This is a genomic window from Methanolobus sp. WCC5 (assembly GCF_045690325.1).
In the GTDB taxonomy this organism is placed as follows: domain Archaea; phylum Halobacteriota; class Methanosarcinia; order Methanosarcinales; family Methanosarcinaceae; genus Methanolobus.
Genome location: NZ_CP146981.1, coordinates 2,020,642 through 2,042,362, shown reverse-complemented (window position 1 = coordinate 2,042,362; position 21,721 = coordinate 2,020,642). Strand labels below are relative to the sequence as shown.

Below are 21,721 nucleotides of genomic sequence, written 5' to 3'. Positions count from 1 at the left end.
CACCCTTTTGTTACCAACCTGAAAACTGAAACATAATATACTAATTTAGATATATGTGTAATGTATATATAATTACTAATATAAGATATTTCTTATACTCTCAGTTTGGCCTGAATTAACACAAGTCTACGAAACACTTATATGAGGCACACCCATTTACCAATCTCATAAAGGTGAACCTCATGAAAAAAGCGATCATCGAGACCGACAAAGGGAACATTGTCATTGAACTGTTCGAAAAGGATGCTCCAAAGACCGTTGCAAACTTTGAGAAACTCATAAAGGAAGGATTCTATGACGGACTTACCTTTCATCGTGTAATTCCGAATTTTGTAATCCAGGGTGGGTGTCCAAGAGGAGACGGCACCGGAGGACCTGGATACAAGATCAAGTGCGAAACAAAGGGAAACCCGCGCAAGCACGGCAAAGGCGCACTCTCCATGGCACATGCAGGCAAGGACACCGGTGGCAGCCAGTTCTTCATCACACATTCACCACAACCTCACCTTGACGGCGTCCACACTGTCTTTGGACAGGTCATCGAGGGCATGGATGTCGTGAACAAGATAAAGGCAAAAGATGTGATGAAGAAAGTCACTGTTATCGAAGAATAATATCTTTTTTTTGAAGTATCCTTGATACTTCTCAATTATTTATTTCAAGGAAACCATTGAAGTATCTATTTTTGATTTGTCCCTGCTCCTTAGCTTAACAGAATCCTTACTTGGAAAGATACTTATACTAGAAAAAAGAAGATGTGCGTTATGTGCCGTAGGACATAACGGTTGAAAATGAATTCAACTAAAGTCCGGCTGACAAAAAGGAAGGTACCATCATGAAAATAAACAAAAAGATCATCCTTGCTGTTGCATTTATACTGACATTTTCACTCGTAATGAGCGGATGTGTGGACAACACCGCATCTGAAACAGGTAATGAAGGCTCACCGGAAGCTTCCGTGCCTGTGCAAATAACAGTATCTGCTGCAGCAAGTCTTACAGAGGCTTTTACTGACATCGAAAAACAATTTGAGGAGGAATATCGTAATATTGACGTGAATTACAACTTCGCAGGATCGGGAACCCTCCGGATGCAGATAGAAGGCGGTGCGCCCATCGATGTGTTCGCATCCGCATCAAAGAGCCATATGGATATATTAAGTGACCAGTCCTTAATAGTTGAAGATTCAAGAAAGGACTTTGCAGAGAACACGGTAGTTCTTATTACACCCGCAGACAGTGAGCTTGACATCACAGAACCCGAGGATCTGAGTGCAGGGGAAGTCAAAACAATAGCAATCGGAAATCCTGATACAGCACCTGTCGGGAAATATACGGTGGAAGCGCTTACAGAAGCAGGTCTGTGGGATAATCTCCAGGACAAGTCCATACTTGCAGACGACGTGAAGCAAGTATTGGTCTATGTAGAGAGAGGAGAGGTAGATGCAGGATTTGTCTACAGTACAGATGCAGCAACATCCCGTCCAGACAGCATCAGGATTGCGGCAACCTTACCAACTGTGACACAGATAAGTTATCCGATCGCTGTAGTCTCAACCACGGAACATAAAGCAGAGGCACAGATGTTCGTAGACTTCGTCACCTCGGATGAAGGCAGAACAATACTCGAATCCTATGGATTTACAGCTTAAAAAGGAATAGAAGAGATGATGGACCAGTTGTGGTTTCCCCTTACGCTCACGCTGAAAATATCAGTATTGTCCACTCTTGTAGTGGCACTTGTAGGTGTGATAATATCATACATACTTGCAAGACGTGATTTCACAGGAAAATGGTTTGCAGATATCCTTGTCACTTTACCTCTGGTGCTTCCTCCGACAGTTACCGGGTACATATTGGTTGTCATGCTGGGAAGGAATGGAACCTTTGGAAGGATACTGTATGACCTTACTGGCTGGACCATACTCTTCACATGGGAAGCTGCAGTAATTGCAGCATTCATCGTATCCCTGCCACTCATGGTAAAGACGACCACCGCAGCCATAGAAGCGGTTGACAGGGATTTGGAGTATGCTGCTTTCACACTGGGAAGAAAAGAACTTGAGACGGCACTGTTGATCACATTACCACTTGCCAAAAAAGGGATACTTGCAGGTATAGTACTGAGCTTTGCAAGGGCTGTGGGAGAGTTCGGTGCTACACTGATGGTTGCAGGCAACATCCCGGGAAGAACGAACACCATGTCAATTTCAATATATAGTGCATTCCAGGCAGGGAACAATGAGCTTGCCAACATGCTTGTGATAATACTTGTGACAATGTCCCTGCTATCCATGGCCATAACTGCAAAACTTGTCAACAGCTGGAAGATATGAGGTAATACATGGGCATCAGAGTGGATTTCAGGAGACGTTATTACAGAAAAAAAAGTGATAAGAAAAAAGGCATAGACCCTGCTTTCATACTTGATGCCAGGTTTGAGACGGGAAATGAGCTTGTGGTGCTATTTGGACGTTCGGGTTCCGGGAAGACAACCACACTGCAATGTATAGCCGGACTTCTTGAACCAAACGGAGGAAAGATAGTCGTTAACGGCAAGGTGTACTTTGATTGTCATAAAAGAATAGATCTTCCCGTACAACAGCGCAGCCTCGGGTATGTTTTCCAGAACTATGCCCTTTTTCCCCACATGGATGTGAAAAAGAATATTGCCTACGGACTTAAAGGACTTAACGTTGAAGAAAGGGAAAAAAGGATCAATGAAATGCTGCATTTGCTCCATATAGAAGGACTGGAGAACAATTATCCGTCACAACTATCCGGTGGGCAGAAACAGCGTGTGGCGCTGGCAAGGGCCCTGGCCCCTAAACCTGACATACTGCTACTTGACGAACCATTCTCTGCTCTTGATATGGTTGTGCGCATGAAGCTTCGGGAGATCATCAAGCAGATCCAGAGAGAACTTGGTATTCCTGTGCTTTTCATCACTCACAACCATGTGGAAGCATTCACCATAGCAGACAAGATAATAATGTTCCACGATGGCCGGGTTCAGCAGATAGGGACACCTGAAGAGGTGTTCTACCACCCGAAGAACAGGCATGTTGCCGAGCTTGTGGGATTATCGAACATATTTGAAGACTCTGTTGTATTAAATAATGATGAGACGTCAGGGACTGTGACACTCAAATGTGGTGACATGGAAGTTAAATTGAACAGGGGCCTGATTAAGCTAAAAGATAACGGAAATGATAAACTAACGTGGGGAATACGGCCGGAGAACCTGCGTATATTTCCAGTCTCACAAAAGAGTTATGAAAGAGGCGATAATACGTTCAGTGCACAAATAAAAAGCATTGTTAATAAGGGATCAAGCAAGGTATTGGCACTAAGGATAGCAGAACACAATGAATTGCTGATGGCTGAGATAGCAAATCAGTTATTTGAGGATATGGATAGCAGGATAGGAGATGGATGCCTGGTAAGGATAGAAAGCAGCAAAATAGTGGTATTCTAAAAAAGCATGATTGGTTGCGATACACCCACTATCCCCTTCTTTGATGCCCAATAGACATTTAAAGTAAAATCGCATTATTTTGTTGAAGAGATGAAGTTCATTAAAAGGCTTTTTGGAAAAAAGCAGGAAAAAGAGGAAACTCCTCCGTTGGTTTTTGATTTTTCAGAGATTACCAATTTGATAAAGACCGAGATAAAAAAACAGGAAGATCTAAGCAGGCCTTTTGTAAAAGAGAGATTTGAAGAGATTCAGCGGGCACTCAAGGAACTGGATGTTTGCAAAAAAGAATTGCTTGCTGCAGACCCGATAGAAGGGGCAAGCAAAAGAGGAGAAAAACTAGGAGATTCTAACCGTGATAACGTTGTGAATAACCTGAAGATCATCCATGAGAAACTGAAAGTTCCCGCCGACACAAAACCTGAATCTGCTTTTGAATTTTATACAGATGCAAAATCAACACTTAAGACAGTACTTGATAACACTCGCAGAAGTCTGCTCTATATAAAAGCGCTCTATCCGCAGGAGCATAAGAATATAAACCAGGGCCTTTCTGACCTTGAAGACATACTCGATGAACTTTATTTATCCATAGAAGAAGTGAACAAAAATATAGGAGAATTGGGGAAGATAGCAGAAGAGGTTAACAATGTCAGGAAACTTCAGACAGAGATAAAGGATAGTAATCAAAAGATGATGGAACTTAATCAAAAATATGAAAATGGAAAGTCTGAACTAGCTATTTTTGATTCCAAGCTGACAGAACTTGATCATAGTAAGGAGTTTGAAAAAGCAAAACAACTTGAAACCCAGATCAAGCTCCTTGACACTAAGATAGCGGATGTAGGGTCAGAAGCAAGAAGGGCATTCACGCCACTTTCAAAGGCGATCAGCAGGATGGAAAAACAGGATGAGAACGAGAGATGCGTGCTTTCCCCTGAGAACCGGAGAATAATTAAGATGATAACTGAAGAACCGGCTTCAGCAATAGAATATGATATGAACACTTTTCTTTGGCAACTTAGCGAGCGGATAAAAAGCGGGGAGCTTGGTTTAAAGGAACAGATGTGTGATAAGGCTTTAAAACACATCCAGGCCCTGCAGAACAATAAAAATCTATCACTCCTTGCTGAACAGAAACAGGTATACCATTCACAACGGGAGGCTCTGTATCAGGAATTGAGCGTCCTTAGCATCTATAAGGAAAGAGAGGGTATTGAAAGGAAGATTGAAAACCATCAAAGCCTTCTAAGATCGGTCAATAGTGATGTTGAATCAGAAAGGAAACGTCAGGACAGCCTCATGGAAGAACTGGAAATGACCAGGTCTGTGCTTCAATCTGATATCAGGCATGTTTTTGGTGAGGATGCTGATATAAGGTATCCGAATGATTTTCTGTGAACTTCTTTTGATTCTTTAATGTTGATTGTTGTAGTTGATTGCATTTTCTATTTATGGGCAATTCGCGAACAAAAATTCCCATTTCAACTAGATCAGCATCATCCGGCTGAAGATAGCAAGCTGTTGCAATATTGACCTGCAGGTCCCCCGGACAGCTTGCTGAGAAAGCTTCAGATAGTGTTATACTCTAACACATAAACTTTTGTTAGATATTATCAATGGAAAAAGAGATTGTTTGCGCCGCTGTCAATAATTATTTGTAAGACATTTAACAATTTATTACCATCACCCGGTGCTTTATTCTGCGTAATCATTTCTTTTTGATCAACCGTGAGATAAGAATTTGAACAGTATAAGATATTGACCAAAGATATATTATCATTCAATGCATTAAAGATGGATTCACGATCCCTTGCATAAAAAGGAACGGCATTAAATCATAAAATCAAAAATTCGTGAATAGTTATGGGAGACCTTATCAAAGAATCAATTGTTGCAATAATAGTGGCTATTACAACTTTATACCTCTGGAACACGGGGAGAAAGAACAGGGATATTTCCAATAGTGGATGGCAGATGATACTTGTTGGTTTCGTATTACTGTCAGTAGGCCATGTTGTTGATGCTTTTTACAATATATCGATAATACAGAGCTATGTGGAAAACAGTATGCACGGGGATGTGATCGAAAACTTTCCCGGGGAAATTGCGGGTTTTATTCTCATAGCTCTGGGGGTCATTAAGTGGATCCCCACGATAGCAAGTGCGGGTATCCTGCAAAAAGAAGCACAAAAAAGACAACTAGTACAAAATGAGCTCAGCAGGAAGACCTCAAAGCTCACAGGACTGTTGAATTCCATTCCTGACATGGTCTTTTTCAAGGATACGGAAGGAAAGTACCTGGGATGCAATCCCGCTTTTTCAGAATTTACGAATATAACTGCAGAGCAAATCAAAGGTAAAAGTGCGTATGAACTTTTTCCCAAAGAGAAGGCTGATTTTTTATACACCAAAGATATGGAAGTCATAGGGTCAGGAAAGCCTATCAGGTATGAAATATGTGATGACAGGTCTTCTGAGACAAGATACTATGAAACGATCAAAGCTCCACTATTTGATGCAGATGGATCTTACACAGGTCTTGTAGGTATTACCCGGGACATCAGCAACCACAAGGAAAACGAAGAACTAATTAAGTCCAGGGCGGAGGCAGAAGCTGCTAGCAATGCAAAGAGTGAATTCCTTACGACAATGAGCCATGAACTTCGAACTCCTCTAAACTCCATTATTGGTTTCTCTGATGTGATGCTTAGTGGGATGACCGGAGAGATAACAGAGCAGCAGGAGAAATATCTGAAAAACATAGCTGTGAGTGGAAAACATCTCCTTGAACTTATTAACAACATTCTTGATATCTCCAAGATAGAAGCCGGAAAGATGGAGCTGGAGCCTGAGCAGTTCATGGTAAGCCATGTCATCGATGAGGTGGTTGATGTGGTAAGTCCTCTGGCAATCAAAAAAAGGATCAAACTTGAAATAGAATGCGCAAACAAGGTACAGAGCATCTGTGCTGACAAACTCAAATTCAAGCAGATAATCTACAATCTCATGAGCAATGCCATCAAGTTCACCCAAAAAGATGGTTTTGTCAAGGTATCCATAAGGGCTTCAGAAGACATGATCCTCATATCAGTCACAGATTCGGGCATTGGCATTTCAGAAGAGGAACAGAAACATCTTTTCCAACCTTTCAGGCAGATAGATAATGGAATCGAACGCCATTATGAAGGCACTGGCCTTGGGCTTGCCCTTGTAAAAAAATATGTAGAATTACATGGTGGCAGGATATGGGTACAAAGTAAAACAGGGCATGGCTCAACATTTGCTTTTGAGATACCGGTCAAGAGCTTAAACCTTTAGAAGTATTTGATTCAATTTGATGCTTTTCTCTTTTTGCAGAAATGACCTGCATGATAAAATATGTTAAATATGGCTTGCTTGCCTATTATATAAAAATAGGAATAAAGATAATTATAGAGCTTATTTTCAAAAAATAAGATATAATAGAGCGTATTTTTGCAACGAAATAACGAAAGGTTAATATAGGGTAACCCAGTCAAAACTATAGGATAGTAATTAAAATGACCTTATTTCAAATTGAGGTATTACAATTCAAAAAAATAAGAAAATTGAGGTACGCAATCTTGTCAAGATCTTTGGCAAAACACCTCAAAAAGCAATTTCCCTTGTAGAGCAGGGAATATCTAAACAGGAAATATTCGAAAGGACAAAACAGACTGTCGGCCTTTATAAAGTGAACTTTGATGTTTATGAAGGAGAAACTTTCGTACTCATGGGACTGTCGGGTTCAGGAAAGTCCACTCTTTTACGTTGCCTGAACCGCCTGATCGATCCAAGTGATGGGCATATCCTCATAGATGGCGATGACATTGCCACAATGAATGATAAAGAGTTAAGGGATGCCAGAAGAAAGAAAATGAGCATGGTATTCCAAAGCTTTGCTCTTCTGCCCCACAGAACTGTTATTGATAACGTTGCTTTTGGACTTGAGGTACAGGGTATCCCTAAAGAGGACAGATATGCAAAAGCAGAGGAAGCTATTGTCAAAGTAGGTCTTAAAGGTTATGAATCAAGCAAAACATCCCAGCTAAGCGGTGGAATGCAGCAGAGGGTAGGACTTGCCCGTGCACTTGCCACTGATCCGGATATTTTACTCATGGATGAGGCGTTCAGTGCTCTTGATCCGCTTATCAGGTCTGAGATGCAGGACGAATTGATCGCACTCCAGGACAAGCTCAGGAAAACCATAGTATTTGTTTCCCATGACCTGGATGAAGCCCTGAAACTCGGGGACCGCATAGCCATTATGAAAGATGGGGTCATTGCCCAGATAGGAACGGCTGAGGAGATACTAACAAATCCTGCCGATGATTACGTATCTGAGTTCGTTGCCGGTGTTGACAGGACAAAGATCCTTACCGCAGAGAATGTAATGAAACGTCCGGAACCTGTGGTATCTATCAATGCAGGACTTACCGTTGCCATGCAACTGATGAAAAAACACGGAATATCGTCCATTTTTGTGGTCGATCCTGAAAAGACTATCAAAGGCATACTTCTTATTGAGGATGCTGTAAAGGCCGTCAAGGAGAAGAGGACATTACAGGATGTATTGATCACTGATGTGCCGACAATTGCACCGGATGAGCCTATCAAGGATATCATTCCCATGATAGCAGAAAGTCATTTTCCACTTGCAGTGGTGAATGACAGGAACAGGCTTCTTGGAATCATTGTAAGAGGTAGTATACTGGGTGCCCTCACCATAAAGGAGGGGGATTAAAATGGTGATACCTGATATAGCCATAGGGAAAAACGTTGAATCGGGCGTTTACTGGCTGAATGATAATTTCGGTTTTTTAATGGATATCTTCAGCGGATTTATCGATTTTCTTATATCCGGATTCAAAGACATATTAATGTTTCTGCCACCCATTGCTTTCATATTCATTGTTTCTGTCCTGGTATATATCGTTTCCAGAAGGGATCTTAAACTTTCCATTGGTACTGCAATTGGTTTTGTTTTGATAGAAAGCATGAACCTCTGGAACCTTTCAATGGAGACCATTGCCCTTGTACTGGCGTCTGCACTGGTAGCCCTGATGGTAGGGATCCCAACTGGTATTGTAGCTGCAAAGAATGAAACAGTATTCCATATAGTCAAGCCAATACTGGATTTCATGCAGACTATGCCTTCTTTTGTGTATCTTATACCTGCTGTGATATTTTTCGGGCTGGGTAATGTACCGGGACTTGTTGCAACCATTGTGTTTGCAATGCCACCTGCTATTCGTCTTACCAACCTTGGTATCAGGCAGGTCCCTGTGGAACTTAACGAAGTGGCAAATGCATTTGGAACGACCCAAATGCAAAAACTTATAAAGGTAGAATTGCCGGTTGCTCTCCCGACTATAATGGCGGGTGTGAACCAATGCATAATGCTCTCACTTTCAATGGTGGTCATTGCTGCTATGATAGGTGCACGTGGGCTTGGGTACCAGGTGCTTGTAGGTATCCAGAGGGTAGACATAGCCCAGGGTTTTGAGGCAGGTCTTGGGATTGTGATAATTGCCATCGTGCTTGACAGATTGACGCAGAGCATTACACCTAAGAAATAACAAAGTAATTTTTGATGTTTACAGGCCTTTTGGTCTTTTTATAAACTAAAATGTTGTGATAAAGTGAAAAGAGAAATAAAAGTCCTTTCAGTGCTCATAGTGCTTGCCATGCTTGTCATGGTAAGCGGATGCACTGATCAGGATACAACCGGAGATAATGGAACAGATGAAGCAACCACCACAAAGGAAGCAACTATCGGCTATGTTCTCTGGGACGGCGAAATAGCCAGTACCAATGTCATGAAACTTGTCCTTGAAGAGGCAGGTTATGATGTGGAGATAATAGCTGTTGATGCAGGCGCACTCTACCAGGGACTTGCAGACAGCCAGTTCGACTTTACGACTTCTGCGTGGCTTCCACAGACCCAGAAGAACTACTGGGAAAGGTATGGAGAAGACATTGACAGTGTTGCCGTGAACCTTGAAGATTGCCGTATAGGGCTTGTTGTACCAACGTATGTCACCATTGACTCCATCGATGAGCTCAATGACAACAAGGACCAGTTCAACGGTGAGATAATAGGTATCGACCCGGGTGCCGGAATAATGTCAACAACTGAAACAGCCATAGATGAGTACGGACTTGATTATGAGCTTGTTGCAAGCAGCAGTGCAGGTATGACCGCCTCACTCAAAAGATCAGTTGATGCAGGAGACTGGACCGTTGTAACTCTCTGGTCACCACACTGGGCATTCAACAGTTTTGACCTGAAGTATCTTGAAGACCCAATGGAGATATATGGTGAGGCAGATCATGTTGAGACCCTTGCAAGAATGGGACTTCAGGAAGATGACCCGCAGCTCTACGGAATAATCAGCAGGTTCAAGTGGACCCACGATGACATCCAGTCTGTAATGTCAGACCTTGCAGACGGTATGTCCGAAGAAGATGCTGCCAGGAAATGGGTGGATAACAACCCTGAGAAAGTAAGTGAATGGATCGGAGAGAACTGAGGTTCTCTCTTTTTTCTATTTTTAATCACTCGGCTTCTTCCAGTCCATATGCCTGCATGATCATATGATACTCATTGACCGGCATCCTTGAATAAAATGCTCTTTTGATTACCTCACTTAGTGAAGGATGGATGTCCATTGCATACATTATTGGAGTTGCATCCTGTTTTTCCGTGTACATCAGCGGGATTATCTGGTGGATGAGAACTGAGGCCTGCGGACCTATTATATGTGCACCGAGTATTCTCTGGGAATCGTTTGCAAGTATGATCTTCACAAACTCATCTGTAAGCGACATAGCCATACCTTTTGCAGTATCCTGGAAACGGTAAAAACCCATGACTATATTCTCTTCACCGTACTCTTCAATGGCCTGTCTCTCGGTCATGCCAACACCTGCGATCTCAGGATATGAAAAAACAGCATAAGGTACTGCATGATAATCTACTTTTGCTTTCTTTTTCAGGGCAGCATTGTAATAGACAACAGTTGATTCATGGTTTGCAACATGTTTGAAAAGATACTTTCCGTTTGCATCTCCAAAAGCCCAGACATTTGGCTGAGATGTTTCCAGATGTTCATTCACCTTTATCCATCCGTGCTTATCTGTGTTGATAACTCCAAGTTCTGGTTTGAGTATATCGGTGTTGGGACTCCTGCCCGTTGCCACAAGTATTGAAGAGGCCATGACCTCTTTTTCTTCACCGGTTTTGCGGTCTTTTGCAACTACAACATTTCCCTCAGATGATCCCTTAACCTCGACAACCTCGCAGTTGGTCAGAATATCCATATACTCAGACATCATTTTCTTTGCCAGGACTGAGATCTCAGGTTCTCCTTCCGGAATAATTCGGGCATTTCTGCCTATTATCGTGACCTTTGAACCCATGGAAGAAAAGAAATGACCATATTCGGCTGCAATATATCCTCCTCCGATTATGGCAAGACTTTCCGGAAGCTCTGTTAGTTCCAGTACATCATCACTTGTGAGATAATCCACATCATCAAGTCCTTTTACCGGTGGAATTGCAGGTTTTGAACCTGTACACAGGAATATCATTTTTGCAGTGATGGTCTCCTCACCTGCTTTCATGGTATAGGGTGAGACGAACTCTGCGGCCTCATTATAGAAATCCAGACGGGGAATGTGTGTGTATCCGTGCTTTATGCCTTCAATATCTGCTGATATTGTTGAACGCATCCTGTCCATTACAGCCTTGAAATCGATGCTCTCAATTGAGGCTTTGATCCCGAAATTTCCTGCTTTTGCAATGTCCCTCACAAGTTCTGCAGGGTAGAGGAGCATCTTTGAAGGTATACAGCCCCGGGTCAGGCAGATACCTCCGGGTTCATCTTTATCAATAAGAGCAACTTTCATTTCAGGATTTGCATCAAGCATTGCGCTTACATAGTTCATCCCGGAGCCGGAGCCAATTACAATAAGATCGTATTCTATCATATAAATCCCCACTGTATAAGATTCCTGTTATTATTGTTGTTAAGCCGTATAATAATTTCCGGCTATAGCATGCATACTAACGATTAATATAATTATTGCACATATGTTCAAATAATTCAATGAAGGACAGGAAGAATTAAAGATAAAGAAGGGACCAGCATCGAAAGGGAACAGCTTACAAGCAGACTGGGGTTTTTATTGATATCTGCAGGTTGCGCTATCGGGCTTGGCAATATATGGCGCTTTCCATACATCACAGGAAAATACGGAGGTGCTGCTTTTGTTCTTATTTACCTTGCTTTTCTTGTGTTACTGGGGCTACCTATCCTCGTGATGGAATATTCGATCGGAAGAGGAGGAAACTGAACATTGCCGGTGCAATGCGCAAACTTAAGCCATCGGGAACTGAATGGCATGTATTTGGCTATATGGGCATCATAGGGAATAAGCGCAGGTGCAGGAGGTATGGCAATATTTGGGAGCTATATAGGAAAGGAGCGACCCCTTCCGGGAGAAGCTGTCAATGTGGTTACTCTTGACAATTCCATTGCACTGCTTGCAGGGCTTGTGATATTCCCGGCAGCTTTTGCTTTAGGGATTGATGCAGGCTCCGGCCCGGAACTTATTTTCGTGACACTGCCAAACATATTCAATCAGATGGCCGGAGGTATCATATGGGGATTCCTTTTCTTCGTCTTCCATGAGTGGTGATGGAACAGGTTTGTCATGGAAGCAAATACAGGAAAATGAATGAAAATACCCGGATGTATCAGCCCATATGCAAGGTACGTACTGCCACTTATAATTCTTACAATAATTGTACAGGGGCGGATGGATCTGATGAAATAGACATAAAAAAGAAATAAGGGCTTTGTAGCCCTGTTTTTGAACAAGAGAGAAACAGATATACTAAATATCTTATGTTATATAGGTGCTTTTGAGTATATAATTAGAGTAATATAACACGGGACGATAAAAATAATTAAATCCAGCCTTCATCACGATATATTTCAAAACCTTTTTTGAGTAATTTTTCGATTTCAGTAAAAATAATTTCATCTTCTTTTTTTACGTGAAAACATGATTTGCCTTTAAGTAATTTAATCAGGTCCTCATGTGTATCTGAGAACATATTATGATGTGTATAAATTGGGAAAAAATAGAAACCAACGTGATTCTTCCATACTTCCAATGAAGCAAAGTATACACGATCATGAGTCTTTTTTCCAATAGTAACTTTGACATCTCCGTAAACATCAAATTTTTCGTCTTCATCTCTGGTAATAACCAGAGGTGGTACATAAGCTGAAAGTAATTCTTTCAGTTTGATGAATATCAGTTGCTTTTCATCTGTCATACACAGATTGTGATTGAAATGATATAAAAATAATAGGGTTCCATAAAAAGTTAGTTCAAACTCTAAAGCCAGCACTATTCAACTAAATATTGTAGGAAATAGAAAAGATAATTTGTATGAGTGAGTTGGCAGCGATCCAGATTTCCCGAAGACTCTCGTACTTCAGTACAGTAAGGAACGCTGGCAGGCTTATCTTCTGTGTTCGGTATGGGTACAGGAATTGCCCTGCCGCTATGGCCGCCAAACTCTCTCATGATGAACAGTAAAGCCAAGGTCCGGATTCGAACCGGAATGGAATCGCTCTGCAGGCGATTGCGTAGCCGCTCCGCCACCTTGGCAATGAGCGATTCATGAATGAATCCATTGCATTTAAACTTTACTGGAAAGTTCGTGTATATCATCATGCACATATCAGATTTCGCCTGGACAAAGCAAGACGGACAGGCACGGATTTTTAGTAGCCGCGGACTGAACACCTCGTTGCCTTGGTGCGTACATCCCGACCCTATCAAACCGGTCTTGTACCGGGATCCTTAATGTGGTCTCTTTTCAAGTCAGATTTCGAGCTTAGATGCATTCAGCTCTTATTCCTTAGCGCGTAGCTGCTCAGCAGTGCCCTGTCGGACAACTGATACACCAGTGGCGCCGCTACCCTGTTCCTCTCGTACTAAAAGTAGCTTACCCTCAGACCACTGACACCTCTAGTAGATAGTAACCGACCTGTCTCACGACGGTCTAAACCCAGCTCACGATCTCCTTTAATAGGCGAACAACCTCACCCTTGGCCGCTGCTGCACGGCCAGGATGGAAAGAACCGACATCGAAGTAGCAAGCTGCCGGGTCGATATGTGCTCTTGCCGGCAACAACTCAATTATCCCCGGGGTAACTTTTCTGTCATTTTTGGCTCGCACCAAGCGAGCACAAAAGTTCGCTAGAACCGACTTTCGTCTCGTCATCCACTACTGTGCTGAATAACGTCAGGCTGACTTATGCTCTTGCACTCTTCAGTGGGTTTCCGACCCACTTGAGTCAACCTTTGTGCGCCCTTGATATCTTTTCAAGGGCGTCCCGCCCCAGGCAAACTGCCCACCTATCGGGGTCCTCCTCTCGGAGTTAGGGCCGTAATTTCAGAAGGGTAGTGTCCCAATGGCGACTCCACCGATGCTGGCGCACCGGTTTCGACGTCTCCTACCTACACTGTACATCCAAAATCACAACCCAACGACAGGCTGCAGTAAAGCTCCACGGGGTCTTCACTTCCCCCTAGAGGTCTCTAGACTGTGCACTAGAAAGTAAGCTTCACCGGACTCTGGCTAGGGACAGTAGAGCTCTCATTGATCCATTCATGCAAGTCGCCAATTAAGCGACAAGGTACTACGCTACCTTAAGAGGGTCATAGTTACCCCCGCTGTTTACAGGCCCTTCGTCCCGTTGAACCGGGGTTTCAGGTACCTGCACTGAGCAGGATTCAGAGATCGTACTAGCCCTTACGGGTTTGCGATCTCCTATGTTGATATTAGACAGTTAGAGCTCTCTTGTCACTGCGACCTGCTGTCTTCACAGCAGGCACTCCTTCTCCCGAAGTTACGGAGCTAATTTGCCGAATTCCCTTAGCCAAATTATTCCGACACGCCTTAGCCTTTTCAGCTAGGGGCACCTGTGTCAGTTCTCGGTACGGACCCATGACTTCCTTTTCACGGGTTCCCGGGTGCAGCTGACTTTCGCCATAACACATTCGCCCGCTTCTCGCCATTACGGCTCTCCACGGGATTCGGTGCTTAGACGGCGCGACGACGCCGCTCAGCCTGCCCAAAAACGTCAGTTTATTGTCATGAGGTACAGGAATATTAACCTGTTTCCCTTTTGGCGTACTCGGATTACGGTACGTCTTAGGACCGACTAACCCTCGGCTGACGATCATTGCCGAGGAAACCTAGCCCCTTCGGCGGATAGGATTCTCACCTATCTATGCTGTTACTATTACCAGGATTTTCGTTTCCGCACGGTCCACAGGACTTCACAGCCCTGCTTCTGCCCGAACGCAACGCCTTCCTACGAGATCACCTTGCGGTGCTCCGTGGTATCGGTGGTCGACTTGAGCCCCGTCCATTTTCGGGGCCCCAAACCTCGACTGGTGGGCTGTTACGCACTCTTTAAAGGATAGCTGCTTCTAAGCTAACCTTCCAGCTGTCTAGGGCTTAGGACGCCCTTTAGTATTAACACTTAGTCGACACTTTGGGACCTTAACCACGGGCTGGGTTGTCTCCCTTACGGACTACAAGCTTACCCCAGTAGTCCGGACTCCGATCTTCTCAGACGACGGTGAGTTTGGAGTTTGACAAGTAGCTGAGGAATTTCTTCCCCGGGACCACCAATCAGTGCTCTACTTCACCGACTATCTCCGATCAGGTCATGCTGCGACATGTTTCGGAAGGAACCAGCTGATGCCGGGTTAGATTAGCCTTTCACTCCGAGACGCAGGTCACACGAATGATTTGCAGATCAATACCGCTTGCGGTCCTCCACGTAGCTTTCGCCACGCTTCAACCTGCCCACGCCTAGATCACCCGGCTTCGGGTCGTATCCCAATGACTCCACGCACTTGTATACGTCGCTCCTCGCCTTACGGCTGCGAGCATGTTGCTTTCGCTTCGGCTTCCTATTTGAAAGTTAGCCATCGCCATTTGAATACACTCCCTGGCCCGTTCTTCAAAACGTAAGATATGACATTGGCAGTGATGCCCGTACAGCAGCCTCGCGACTGTTTCCTTCGCATCAAAGATCCTTTAACGCCATATCGCTCCATCGCCTCCAGGTTTCAGGCACTTTTAACCTCCCTTCTTGGGGTACTTTTCAGTTTTCGGTCACCCTACTAGTTCGCTATCGGTCTCAAGTCGTATTTAGTTTTGGAAGTTGGTGCCTCCCAAATTCACGCGGGAATTCCGACCCACGTTACTCAGGTTATAATCCAGATCCTTTGGTCGTTGTTTACGTGACTATCACACTCTGTGGTCTAACGTTCCAGAAAAGTTAAACTCCAACCAAGTGGGACCTTTAGAAAGAACCTACAACACCACATCTCCCGCTCGTTACCGGCGGGATTCAGTTTGAACTGTACCGTGTTCATTCGCCATTACTAACGGTATCTCTTCGATTTCTTTTCCTGCCCCTACTAAGATGCTTCAATTCGGGGCGTTCCCGATCATTGATGATCGACACGTAAAACGTGTCAGGAAGACCCATTAGGAGATCCCGGGTTCATAGGCTCCATGCACCTACCCCGGGCTTATCGCAGCTTGGCACGTCCCTCATCAGCGCTTGAGCCGAGCCATCCACCTGAAGGCATATTTACCAGAGTCCATCTCACTTTGTCCAGTGAGCGTCTGATATATGCATGCGTATACACGATCTCATTGCAGCCGGCCTGGTCGCCGACCACTTCATCCTTCCCCGGCAACATTACTTGCCGGGTGCACTGAATAATGGACTTGCTGGGATTCGAACCCAGGGCCTTCGCCTTGCAAAGGCGACGATCTTCCAACTGATCTACAAGCCCATGAACGATCCTTATGTTGTGGATCTTCATTCTGGATCTGACAGTTTTTCGATTTCTGACCGGTTGTGGTGATCGGCGTTTTGCCGATCTGCTTAGGAGGTGATCCAGCCGCAGATTCCCCTACGGCTACCTTGTTACGACTTAACCCCCCTTGCGAAATTTAGGTTCGAACACGGCACTTGGTCCGTGCCCTCACCCATACCTCACTCGGGTGGTTTGACGGGCGGTGTGTGCAAGGAGCAGGGACGTATTCACCGCGCTATATTGAAACGCGATTACTACGGATTCCAGCTTCACGAGGGCGAGTTGCAGCCCTCGATTCGAACTACGGCCGGGTTTATGAGATTACCAACCCCTTTCGGGGTAGGGACCCATTGTCCCGGCCATTGTAGCCCGCGTGTAGCCCTGGAGATTCGGGGCATACTGACCTACCGTAGCCCGCACCTTCCTCCGCTTTAGCAGCGGCGGTCCCCACAGAGTACCCATCATCCCTAAGGATATGCTGGCAACAGTGGGCACGGGTCTCGCTCGTTGCCTGACTTAACAGGATGCTTCACAGTACGAACTGACGACGGCCATGCACCTCCTCTCAGCGATTCAGGTAAGACCTTCAGCCTGACCTACATATTGCTGTCGCCCCAGGTGAGTTTTCCGGCGTTGAGTCCAATTAAACCGCAGGCTCCACCCGTTGTAGTGCTCCCCCGCCAATTCCTTTAAGTTTCAGCCTTGCGGCCGTACTTCCCAGGTGGCTCGCTTCACGGCTTCCCTGCGGCACCTGAAACGGTCGCACCATCCCAGACACCTAGCGAGCATCGTTTACGGCTGGGACTACCCGGGTATCTAATCCGGTTCGTGCCCCCAGCTTTCGTCCCTCACCGTCGGACCCGTTCTGGTAAGACGCCTTCGCCACTGGTGGTCCCACAAGGATTACAAGATTTCACTCCTACCCCTGTAGTACCTCTTACCTCTCCCGGTCCCAAGTCTGACAGTATCCCCCGGAAGCCTAACAGTTGAGCTGTCAGATTTCCCGGAAGACTGATCAAACCGGCTACGGACCCTTTAGACCCAATAATAGTGGCCACCACTCGGGCCGCCGGTGTTACCGCGGCGGCTGGCACCGGTCTTGCCCGGCCCTTGCTAACACATGCTATTTATACATGCGGACAGCCAACATTGTATGCTGGCACTCAGTGTCCCCTTATCGCGGTTTCCCGCATTGTAAAGTTTTCGCGCCTGCTGCGCCCCGTAGGGCCTGGATTCATGTCTCAGAATCCATCTCCGGGCTCTTGCTCTCACAACCCGTACCCGTCGTCGGCTAGTAGGTACGTTACACCCACTACGACCTGATAGGCCGCAGATTCATCCTAAGGCGCCGGAGCTTTTGACCACAGAACATTCCAGTATCTATGGTATATCAGGAATTATCACCAGTTTCCCGGTGTTATGCCTGACCTTAGGGCAGATTATCCACGTGTTACTGAGCAGTACGCCATGTTCACGAAGAACATTTGACTCGCATGGCTTAATCGAACACTGATAGCAGTGACCTCTGGCAGGATCAACCAGAATTGTTGATCACACACAAATTTTGGAAGTCAATTAAGGAATCGATCGGAAAGAACTCTCTTGAGAGTATACTTCCTTTCTGCACATTAGTTTGGTTAATTCCTTTAAGTTTGTAGTTAAACACTACCGGTCAGAATTAACCGAACTGCCAAATCCAACGTCGGACAGAAAAAGCTTCTGTCCCCACTTATAGTATAAGGCGGTGATTGTAAGTGTTTCGCGCGATTTGCGCGGACTCCTTCAAAGGCCGTATTCGTATATATACCTTTCGAACCAGAGGGTTCGAAGGAAAAGGGGCCTTTGAGGCACTTAACTGATGAAATGGGATTACTACTTCATCAGATATTCACGACTGACAAATTAACTGATGCGCAGACCGCATCATCTGGCTCGTCGCGAGCACCCCTACATAACAGGCTTTGTATAAAAGGGTTGCGGAGAAGTGCTCCCTCATACCCACCCCACCCCATACATTGAACAAATCACATAAATCCCAAATAACTACGGAGATTATTTATAACATAAGTTACAAGGCGGGATTGATTAACATGAATCCAACCGTAGAACTGAGGGATCGCTTTTTACAGCGATAAACCACTTATAAACACACACAAGACTATTTTTGACACTACACTGCGCGACGGGGAACAGACACCCGGCGTATCACTGACCAACGAGCAAAAACTCAAGATTGCACGCCAGCTGGACAAACTTGGCGTTGATGTGCTCGAAGCTGGTTTCCCGGTCTCATCAGAAGGCGAAAAGCAAAATGTAAGAGCCATAGCCAGCGAAGGTCTGAGTCTGGATGTCTGTGGTCTTGCCCGCGTCCTTACCAGAGATCTGGATGCATGTATAGATTGTAATGTTGATATGGTACACACCTTTGTGTCAACCTCTGACATCCAGAGGATACACACTATCAAGAAGAGCCGGGAGGAAGTCCTTACAATGGCAGTTGACGCTGTGGAGTACATCAAAGATCATGGAGCTAAGTGCATGTTCTCTGCCATGGATGCCACCAGGACCGACCTTGACTATCTGATAGACGTATACAAAGCTGTAGAATCCGCAGGTTGCGACATAGTAAACGTACCTGATACAGTCGGTGTTATGTCACCATCATCAATGTACGAACTCGTAAAGAACATCAACTATCATGTGAACATACCCATAGATGTACATTGCCACAACGATTTCGGGATAGCTGTTGCAAACAGCATCATGGCAGCAGAGGCCGGTGCCAGCCAGATACAGGTCACTGTCAATGGTATCGGAGAGCGTGCAGGTAATGCAAACCTTGCAGAAGTGGTCATGTGCCTGCATTCCATATATGGTGCGAAGACGAACATCAAGACAGAGTACCTGCTTGAGACCGCCAGGATGGTTGAAGGTTTCACAGGCATTCACATGCCTCCGAACACACCCATAGTAGGGGATAATGCATTTGCCCACGAGTCCGGTATCCACACCCATGGAGTACTCGAAAAATCCGATACTTTCGAGCCCGGCATCATGACCCCTGAAATGGTGGGCCACAGGCGCCGCATAGTGCTCGGAAAACATGCGGGCAGGCATGCCGTAAAGAAATCACTCGAAGATATGGGTATCGAGACCAACGAAGAACAGCTGGATGAAATACTGATAAGGATCAAGGACATAGCCAATAAAGGCAAACGCATATGTGACGCAGATCTCCATGCCGTAGCATCTGCCGTACTTGGCCGCAACCTGGGCAACGAGACCATAATACTCAAGGAATTCTCGGTAATGACAGGCAACCTTACAACCCCGACAGCTGTTGTCAGGGCAAAGATTGGAAATGAAGAAGCCGTTGCATCGAACTACGGCGTAGGACCTATCGACGCTGCCCTTAAAGCAGTGGAACTGATGATAGGCAATTACACCAAAGTAAAGGTGCGGGATTTCAGCCTTGAGGCAATAACCGGCGGAAGTGATGCACTTGCAGAAGTGACAATCTCCGTGGAAGATGAGGACGGCAGAGTGGTCAGTGCGCAATCCGCAAGTGCGGACATTGCCACTGCATCCGTTGACGCACTTATCACAGCCATCAACATACTCCTTGAAAAGAAGAAACTATGGAGTATGCAATAAAAATAACCAAGATCGCAGAACCGTAACAACCTGCCTTTATCTGCGGTTCTTCGGTTTTCTGGTTCAGACACTATATTCGAAAAACTTTCCTTCAGACTTGTTAATACTGCAATACTACAATTCCTATATAATAAAACCCGAATGTGAACACATGGAATATGAAGTAATAGATGCCCATTGCCACCTTGATTTCTCAAAATTCAACAAGGACAGGCATGAAACGATCGAAAGGGCCAGGAACAGTGGTGTAGTGGCAATGATAAACTCCGGCATTGACTACAGAACGAATGCTGATTCCCTTGAGCTTTCCAGAAAGTACGATTTCATCCATGCAACCCTGGGCCTTAGTCCCCAGATGGTGCCTGATGCAAATGATGAAAAGATAAAACAGATACTGTCCCAGATGGAGCGCAACATTGAAAGGGCTGTAGGAATAGGAGAGGCAGGACTTGATTTTTACTATTGCACAAAGGATGCAGGCAGGGAAAGGCAGAAAGAAGTGTTCAGGCAGGTCATTGAAATAGCAGACAGGTACAATAAGACCCTGGTGATACATGGCAGGGATGGCGAGGAGATGGCACATGAAATGAGCAGGGATCTTGACAGGGTGATCTTTCATTGCTATGGAGGATCACTTGAGACCATGCAGAGTATCCTTGACGCAGGACACTACATATCAGTGCCAACGCTGGTCTGCTTCTCCCAACACCACAAAAGAATAGCACAGAAGCTGCCCCTGGAGAACATGCTCATAGAGACAGACAGTCCGTTCCTGTCACCAAGGAAAGGCAGGAACGAACCTGCATTCGTACTTGATTCCGTACCTGTTATCGCCAGTCTTAAGGAAATGGAGGAGAAAGAAATAGCCATGGCGACAATGAAAAATACCCGCAGGGCATTTCATCTCTAAAATAATCATTCAGGTAATTCTTTATTCCGATAGATCTTTTTTTCAGGGAGAATAAACATGCAGGTCAGACATATCAATACCGCTCTTTACGATGCAAACTCATACCTCATAAACGGGAAGGTGCTGGTGGACACCGGTATGAACACAAAAGGACTGTTAGAGGAAATAGCTAAAAGCATAGAATTAAAGGACCTTGAACTGGTAATACTCACCCATTGCCATTATGATCATACCGCATCGGCTCTGGAAATATCACGCCTTAGCGGTGCAAAGATAGCTATTCATAACAATGACGCGGCTCTTCTAAAAAATGACAATGTCAGCGCAGCCTCACTGTTCGGATACAAAGCCCCGGCCATCGAACCTGACATCCTCCTAAATGAAGGTGACAGGATAGACATTGGCAATGATGAAGAGCTGGAGGTGATCCACACACCCGGGCATACTCCTGGAGGCATCTGCCTCTATGAAGCACAGTCGAAGAGTCTTTTCTCAGGAGACACAGTATTCCCTGGCGGAAGCATAGGACGCACTGATTTTGAAGGTGGCAGCCGCCCACAGCTTACAGAATCCATCGGCAAGCTTGTAAAGCTTGACGTCAGGACACTCTACCCGGGACATGGAGAAGTAAGCTCCAATGATGTTAACAGACAGATAGAACTATCCCTGCGCATGTCAAAAGGCATATTCTGAAATGTCACAACCCAGGATCAAACATGAAAAACAAGAAAG

Annotated in this window: 16 protein-coding genes, 2 tRNA genes and 3 rRNA genes; 14 read left to right on the top strand and 7 right to left on the bottom strand. The window is 45.0% G+C overall.

What is annotated here, in order from left to right; translation table 11 throughout:
• Positions 1 to 182: 182 nt before the first annotated feature.
• From V7O64_RS09940 to V7O64_RS09900, 9 genes are all read left to right on the top strand, one after another.
• Entirely contained in the window at positions 183 to 614 is a 432-nt protein-coding gene (locus tag V7O64_RS09940) for a peptidylprolyl isomerase (protein ID WP_407355249.1), read from the top strand.
• 221 nt (positions 615 to 835) lie between these two features.
• Positions 836 to 1,651, top strand: coding sequence for a molybdate ABC transporter substrate-binding protein (gene modA / locus V7O64_RS09935; protein ID WP_407355248.1), 816 nt, complete (start codon positions 836 to 838; stop codon positions 1,649 to 1,651).
• Positions 1,652 to 1,666: 15 nt separating this feature from the next.
• On the top strand, positions 1,667 to 2,335 hold the full coding sequence (gene modB / locus V7O64_RS09930) for a molybdate ABC transporter permease subunit (RefSeq protein ID WP_407355247.1): 669 nt from the start codon (positions 1,667 to 1,669) through the stop codon (positions 2,333 to 2,335).
• Between the two features lie 8 nt (positions 2,336 to 2,343).
• Complete coding sequence (locus V7O64_RS09925) at positions 2,344 to 3,477, top strand: ABC transporter ATP-binding protein (RefSeq protein ID WP_407355246.1); 1,134 nt, start codon at positions 2,344 to 2,346, stop codon at positions 3,475 to 3,477.
• Positions 3,478 to 3,567: 90 nt separating this feature from the next.
• Positions 3,568 to 4,875, top strand: a complete 1,308-nt coding sequence (locus V7O64_RS09920; protein ID WP_407355245.1) for a hypothetical protein — start codon at positions 3,568 to 3,570, stop codon at positions 4,873 to 4,875.
• 465 nt (positions 4,876 to 5,340) lie between these two features.
• Positions 5,341 to 6,795: a PAS domain-containing sensor histidine kinase gene (locus V7O64_RS09915; RefSeq protein ID WP_407355244.1), complete on the top strand. Its 1,455-nt coding sequence runs from the start codon at positions 5,341 to 5,343 to the stop codon at positions 6,793 to 6,795.
• 244 nt (positions 6,796 to 7,039) lie between these two features.
• Positions 7,040 to 8,239, top strand: coding sequence for a glycine betaine/L-proline ABC transporter ATP-binding protein (locus V7O64_RS09910; protein WP_407357321.1), 1,200 nt, complete (start codon positions 7,040 to 7,042; stop codon positions 8,237 to 8,239).
• 1 nt (position 8,240) lies between these two features.
• Positions 8,241 to 9,074, top strand: coding sequence for an ABC transporter permease (locus tag V7O64_RS09905; protein WP_407355243.1), 834 nt, complete (start codon positions 8,241 to 8,243; stop codon positions 9,072 to 9,074).
• A gap of 63 nt (positions 9,075 to 9,137) precedes the next feature.
• Positions 9,138 to 10,028, top strand: coding sequence for a glycine betaine ABC transporter substrate-binding protein (locus V7O64_RS09900; protein ID WP_407355242.1), 891 nt, complete (start codon positions 9,138 to 9,140; stop codon positions 10,026 to 10,028).
• A gap of 25 nt (positions 10,029 to 10,053) precedes the next feature.
• On the opposite strand, the gene V7O64_RS09895 is transcribed toward V7O64_RS09900, so the two are convergent.
• Entirely contained in the window at positions 10,054 to 11,487 is a 1,434-nt protein-coding gene (locus V7O64_RS09895; protein ID WP_407355241.1) for a dihydrolipoyl dehydrogenase, read from the bottom strand.
• Positions 11,488 to 11,622: 135 nt separating this feature from the next.
• Between V7O64_RS09895 and V7O64_RS09890 the strand changes: the two genes are divergently transcribed.
• Positions 11,623 to 11,853: a hypothetical protein gene (locus V7O64_RS09890; RefSeq protein WP_407357320.1), complete on the top strand. Its 231-nt coding sequence runs from the start codon at positions 11,623 to 11,625 to the stop codon at positions 11,851 to 11,853.
• A 78-nt stretch (positions 11,854 to 11,931) separates the two neighbouring features.
• Positions 11,932 to 12,198 carry a hypothetical protein gene (locus V7O64_RS09885; RefSeq protein WP_407357319.1) on the top strand — a complete coding sequence of 89 codons (267 nt, stop codon included), beginning with the start codon at positions 11,932 to 11,934 and terminating at the stop codon, positions 12,196 to 12,198.
• Positions 12,199 to 12,469: 271 nt separating this feature from the next.
• On the opposite strand, the gene V7O64_RS09880 is transcribed toward V7O64_RS09885, so the two are convergent.
• The 6 genes from V7O64_RS09880 to V7O64_RS09855 all read right to left on the bottom strand — a co-directional run bounded on the left by V7O64_RS09880 (position 12,470) and on the right by V7O64_RS09855 (position 17,970).
• Entirely contained in the window at positions 12,470 to 12,844 is a 375-nt protein-coding gene (locus V7O64_RS09880) for a hypothetical protein (protein WP_407355240.1), read from the bottom strand.
• A 123-nt stretch (positions 12,845 to 12,967) separates the two neighbouring features.
• Positions 12,968 to 13,089, bottom strand: a 5S ribosomal RNA gene (gene rrf / locus V7O64_RS09875).
• Positions 13,090 to 13,110: 21 nt separating this feature from the next.
• A tRNA-Cys gene (locus V7O64_RS09870) sits at positions 13,111 to 13,182 on the bottom strand.
• A gap of 98 nt (positions 13,183 to 13,280) precedes the next feature.
• Positions 13,281 to 16,205: ribosomal RNA gene (locus V7O64_RS09865) — 23S ribosomal RNA — on the bottom strand.
• 123 nt (positions 16,206 to 16,328) lie between these two features.
• A tRNA-Ala gene (locus tag V7O64_RS09860) sits at positions 16,329 to 16,401 on the bottom strand.
• A gap of 94 nt (positions 16,402 to 16,495) precedes the next feature.
• A 16S ribosomal RNA gene (locus tag V7O64_RS09855) occupies positions 16,496 to 17,970 on the bottom strand.
• Together the 16S, 23S and 5S rRNA genes with 2 tRNA genes alongside form the textbook arrangement of a ribosomal RNA operon.
• Before the next feature lie 597 nt (positions 17,971 to 18,567).
• Between V7O64_RS09855 and V7O64_RS09850 the strand changes: the two genes are divergently transcribed.
• From V7O64_RS09850 to V7O64_RS09840, 3 genes are all read left to right on the top strand, one after another.
• The gene (locus V7O64_RS09850; RefSeq protein ID WP_407357318.1) at positions 18,568 to 20,079 is read left to right on the top strand and encodes a 2-isopropylmalate synthase; all 1,512 of its coding nucleotides are present in this window, start codon (positions 18,568 to 18,570) and stop codon (positions 20,077 to 20,079) included.
• A 151-nt stretch (positions 20,080 to 20,230) separates the two neighbouring features.
• Positions 20,231 to 20,989 carry a TatD family hydrolase gene (locus tag V7O64_RS09845; RefSeq protein ID WP_407355239.1) on the top strand — a complete coding sequence of 253 codons (759 nt, stop codon included), beginning with the start codon at positions 20,231 to 20,233 and terminating at the stop codon, positions 20,987 to 20,989.
• 57 nt (positions 20,990 to 21,046) lie between these two features.
• A complete protein-coding gene (locus V7O64_RS09840; RefSeq protein WP_407355238.1) occupies positions 21,047 to 21,682 on the top strand; it encodes an MBL fold metallo-hydrolase in 636 nt (211 codons plus the stop codon).
• Positions 21,683 to 21,721: the final 39 nt, after the last annotated feature.

Bases quoted from the DNA above. Each gene is read 5' to 3' on its own strand.
- V7O64_RS09940 (WP_407355249.1), top strand. From the start codon at position 183: ATGAAAAAAGCGATCATCGAGACCGACAAAGGGAACATTGTCATTGAA.
- modA (WP_407355248.1), top strand. From the start codon at position 836: ATGAAAATAAACAAAAAGATCATCCTTGCTGTTGCATTTATACTGACA.
- modB (WP_407355247.1), top strand. From the start codon at position 1,667: ATGATGGACCAGTTGTGGTTTCCCCTTACGCTCACGCTGAAAATATCA.
- V7O64_RS09925 (WP_407355246.1), top strand. From the start codon at position 2,344: ATGGGCATCAGAGTGGATTTCAGGAGACGTTATTACAGAAAAAAAAGT.
- V7O64_RS09920 (WP_407355245.1), top strand. From the start codon at position 3,568: ATGAAGTTCATTAAAAGGCTTTTTGGAAAAAAGCAGGAAAAAGAGGAA.
- V7O64_RS09915 (WP_407355244.1), top strand. From the start codon at position 5,341: ATGGGAGACCTTATCAAAGAATCAATTGTTGCAATAATAGTGGCTATT.
- V7O64_RS09905 (WP_407355243.1), top strand. From the start codon at position 8,241: ATGGTGATACCTGATATAGCCATAGGGAAAAACGTTGAATCGGGCGTT.
- V7O64_RS09895 (WP_407355241.1), bottom strand. From the start codon at position 11,487: ATGATAGAATACGATCTTATTGTAATTGGCTCCGGCTCCGGGATGAAC.
- V7O64_RS09880 (WP_407355240.1), bottom strand. From the start codon at position 12,844: ATGACAGATGAAAAGCAACTGATATTCATCAAACTGAAAGAATTACTT.
- V7O64_RS09845 (WP_407355239.1), top strand. From the start codon at position 20,231: ATGGAATATGAAGTAATAGATGCCCATTGCCACCTTGATTTCTCAAAA.
- V7O64_RS09840 (WP_407355238.1), top strand. From the start codon at position 21,047: ATGCAGGTCAGACATATCAATACCGCTCTTTACGATGCAAACTCATAC.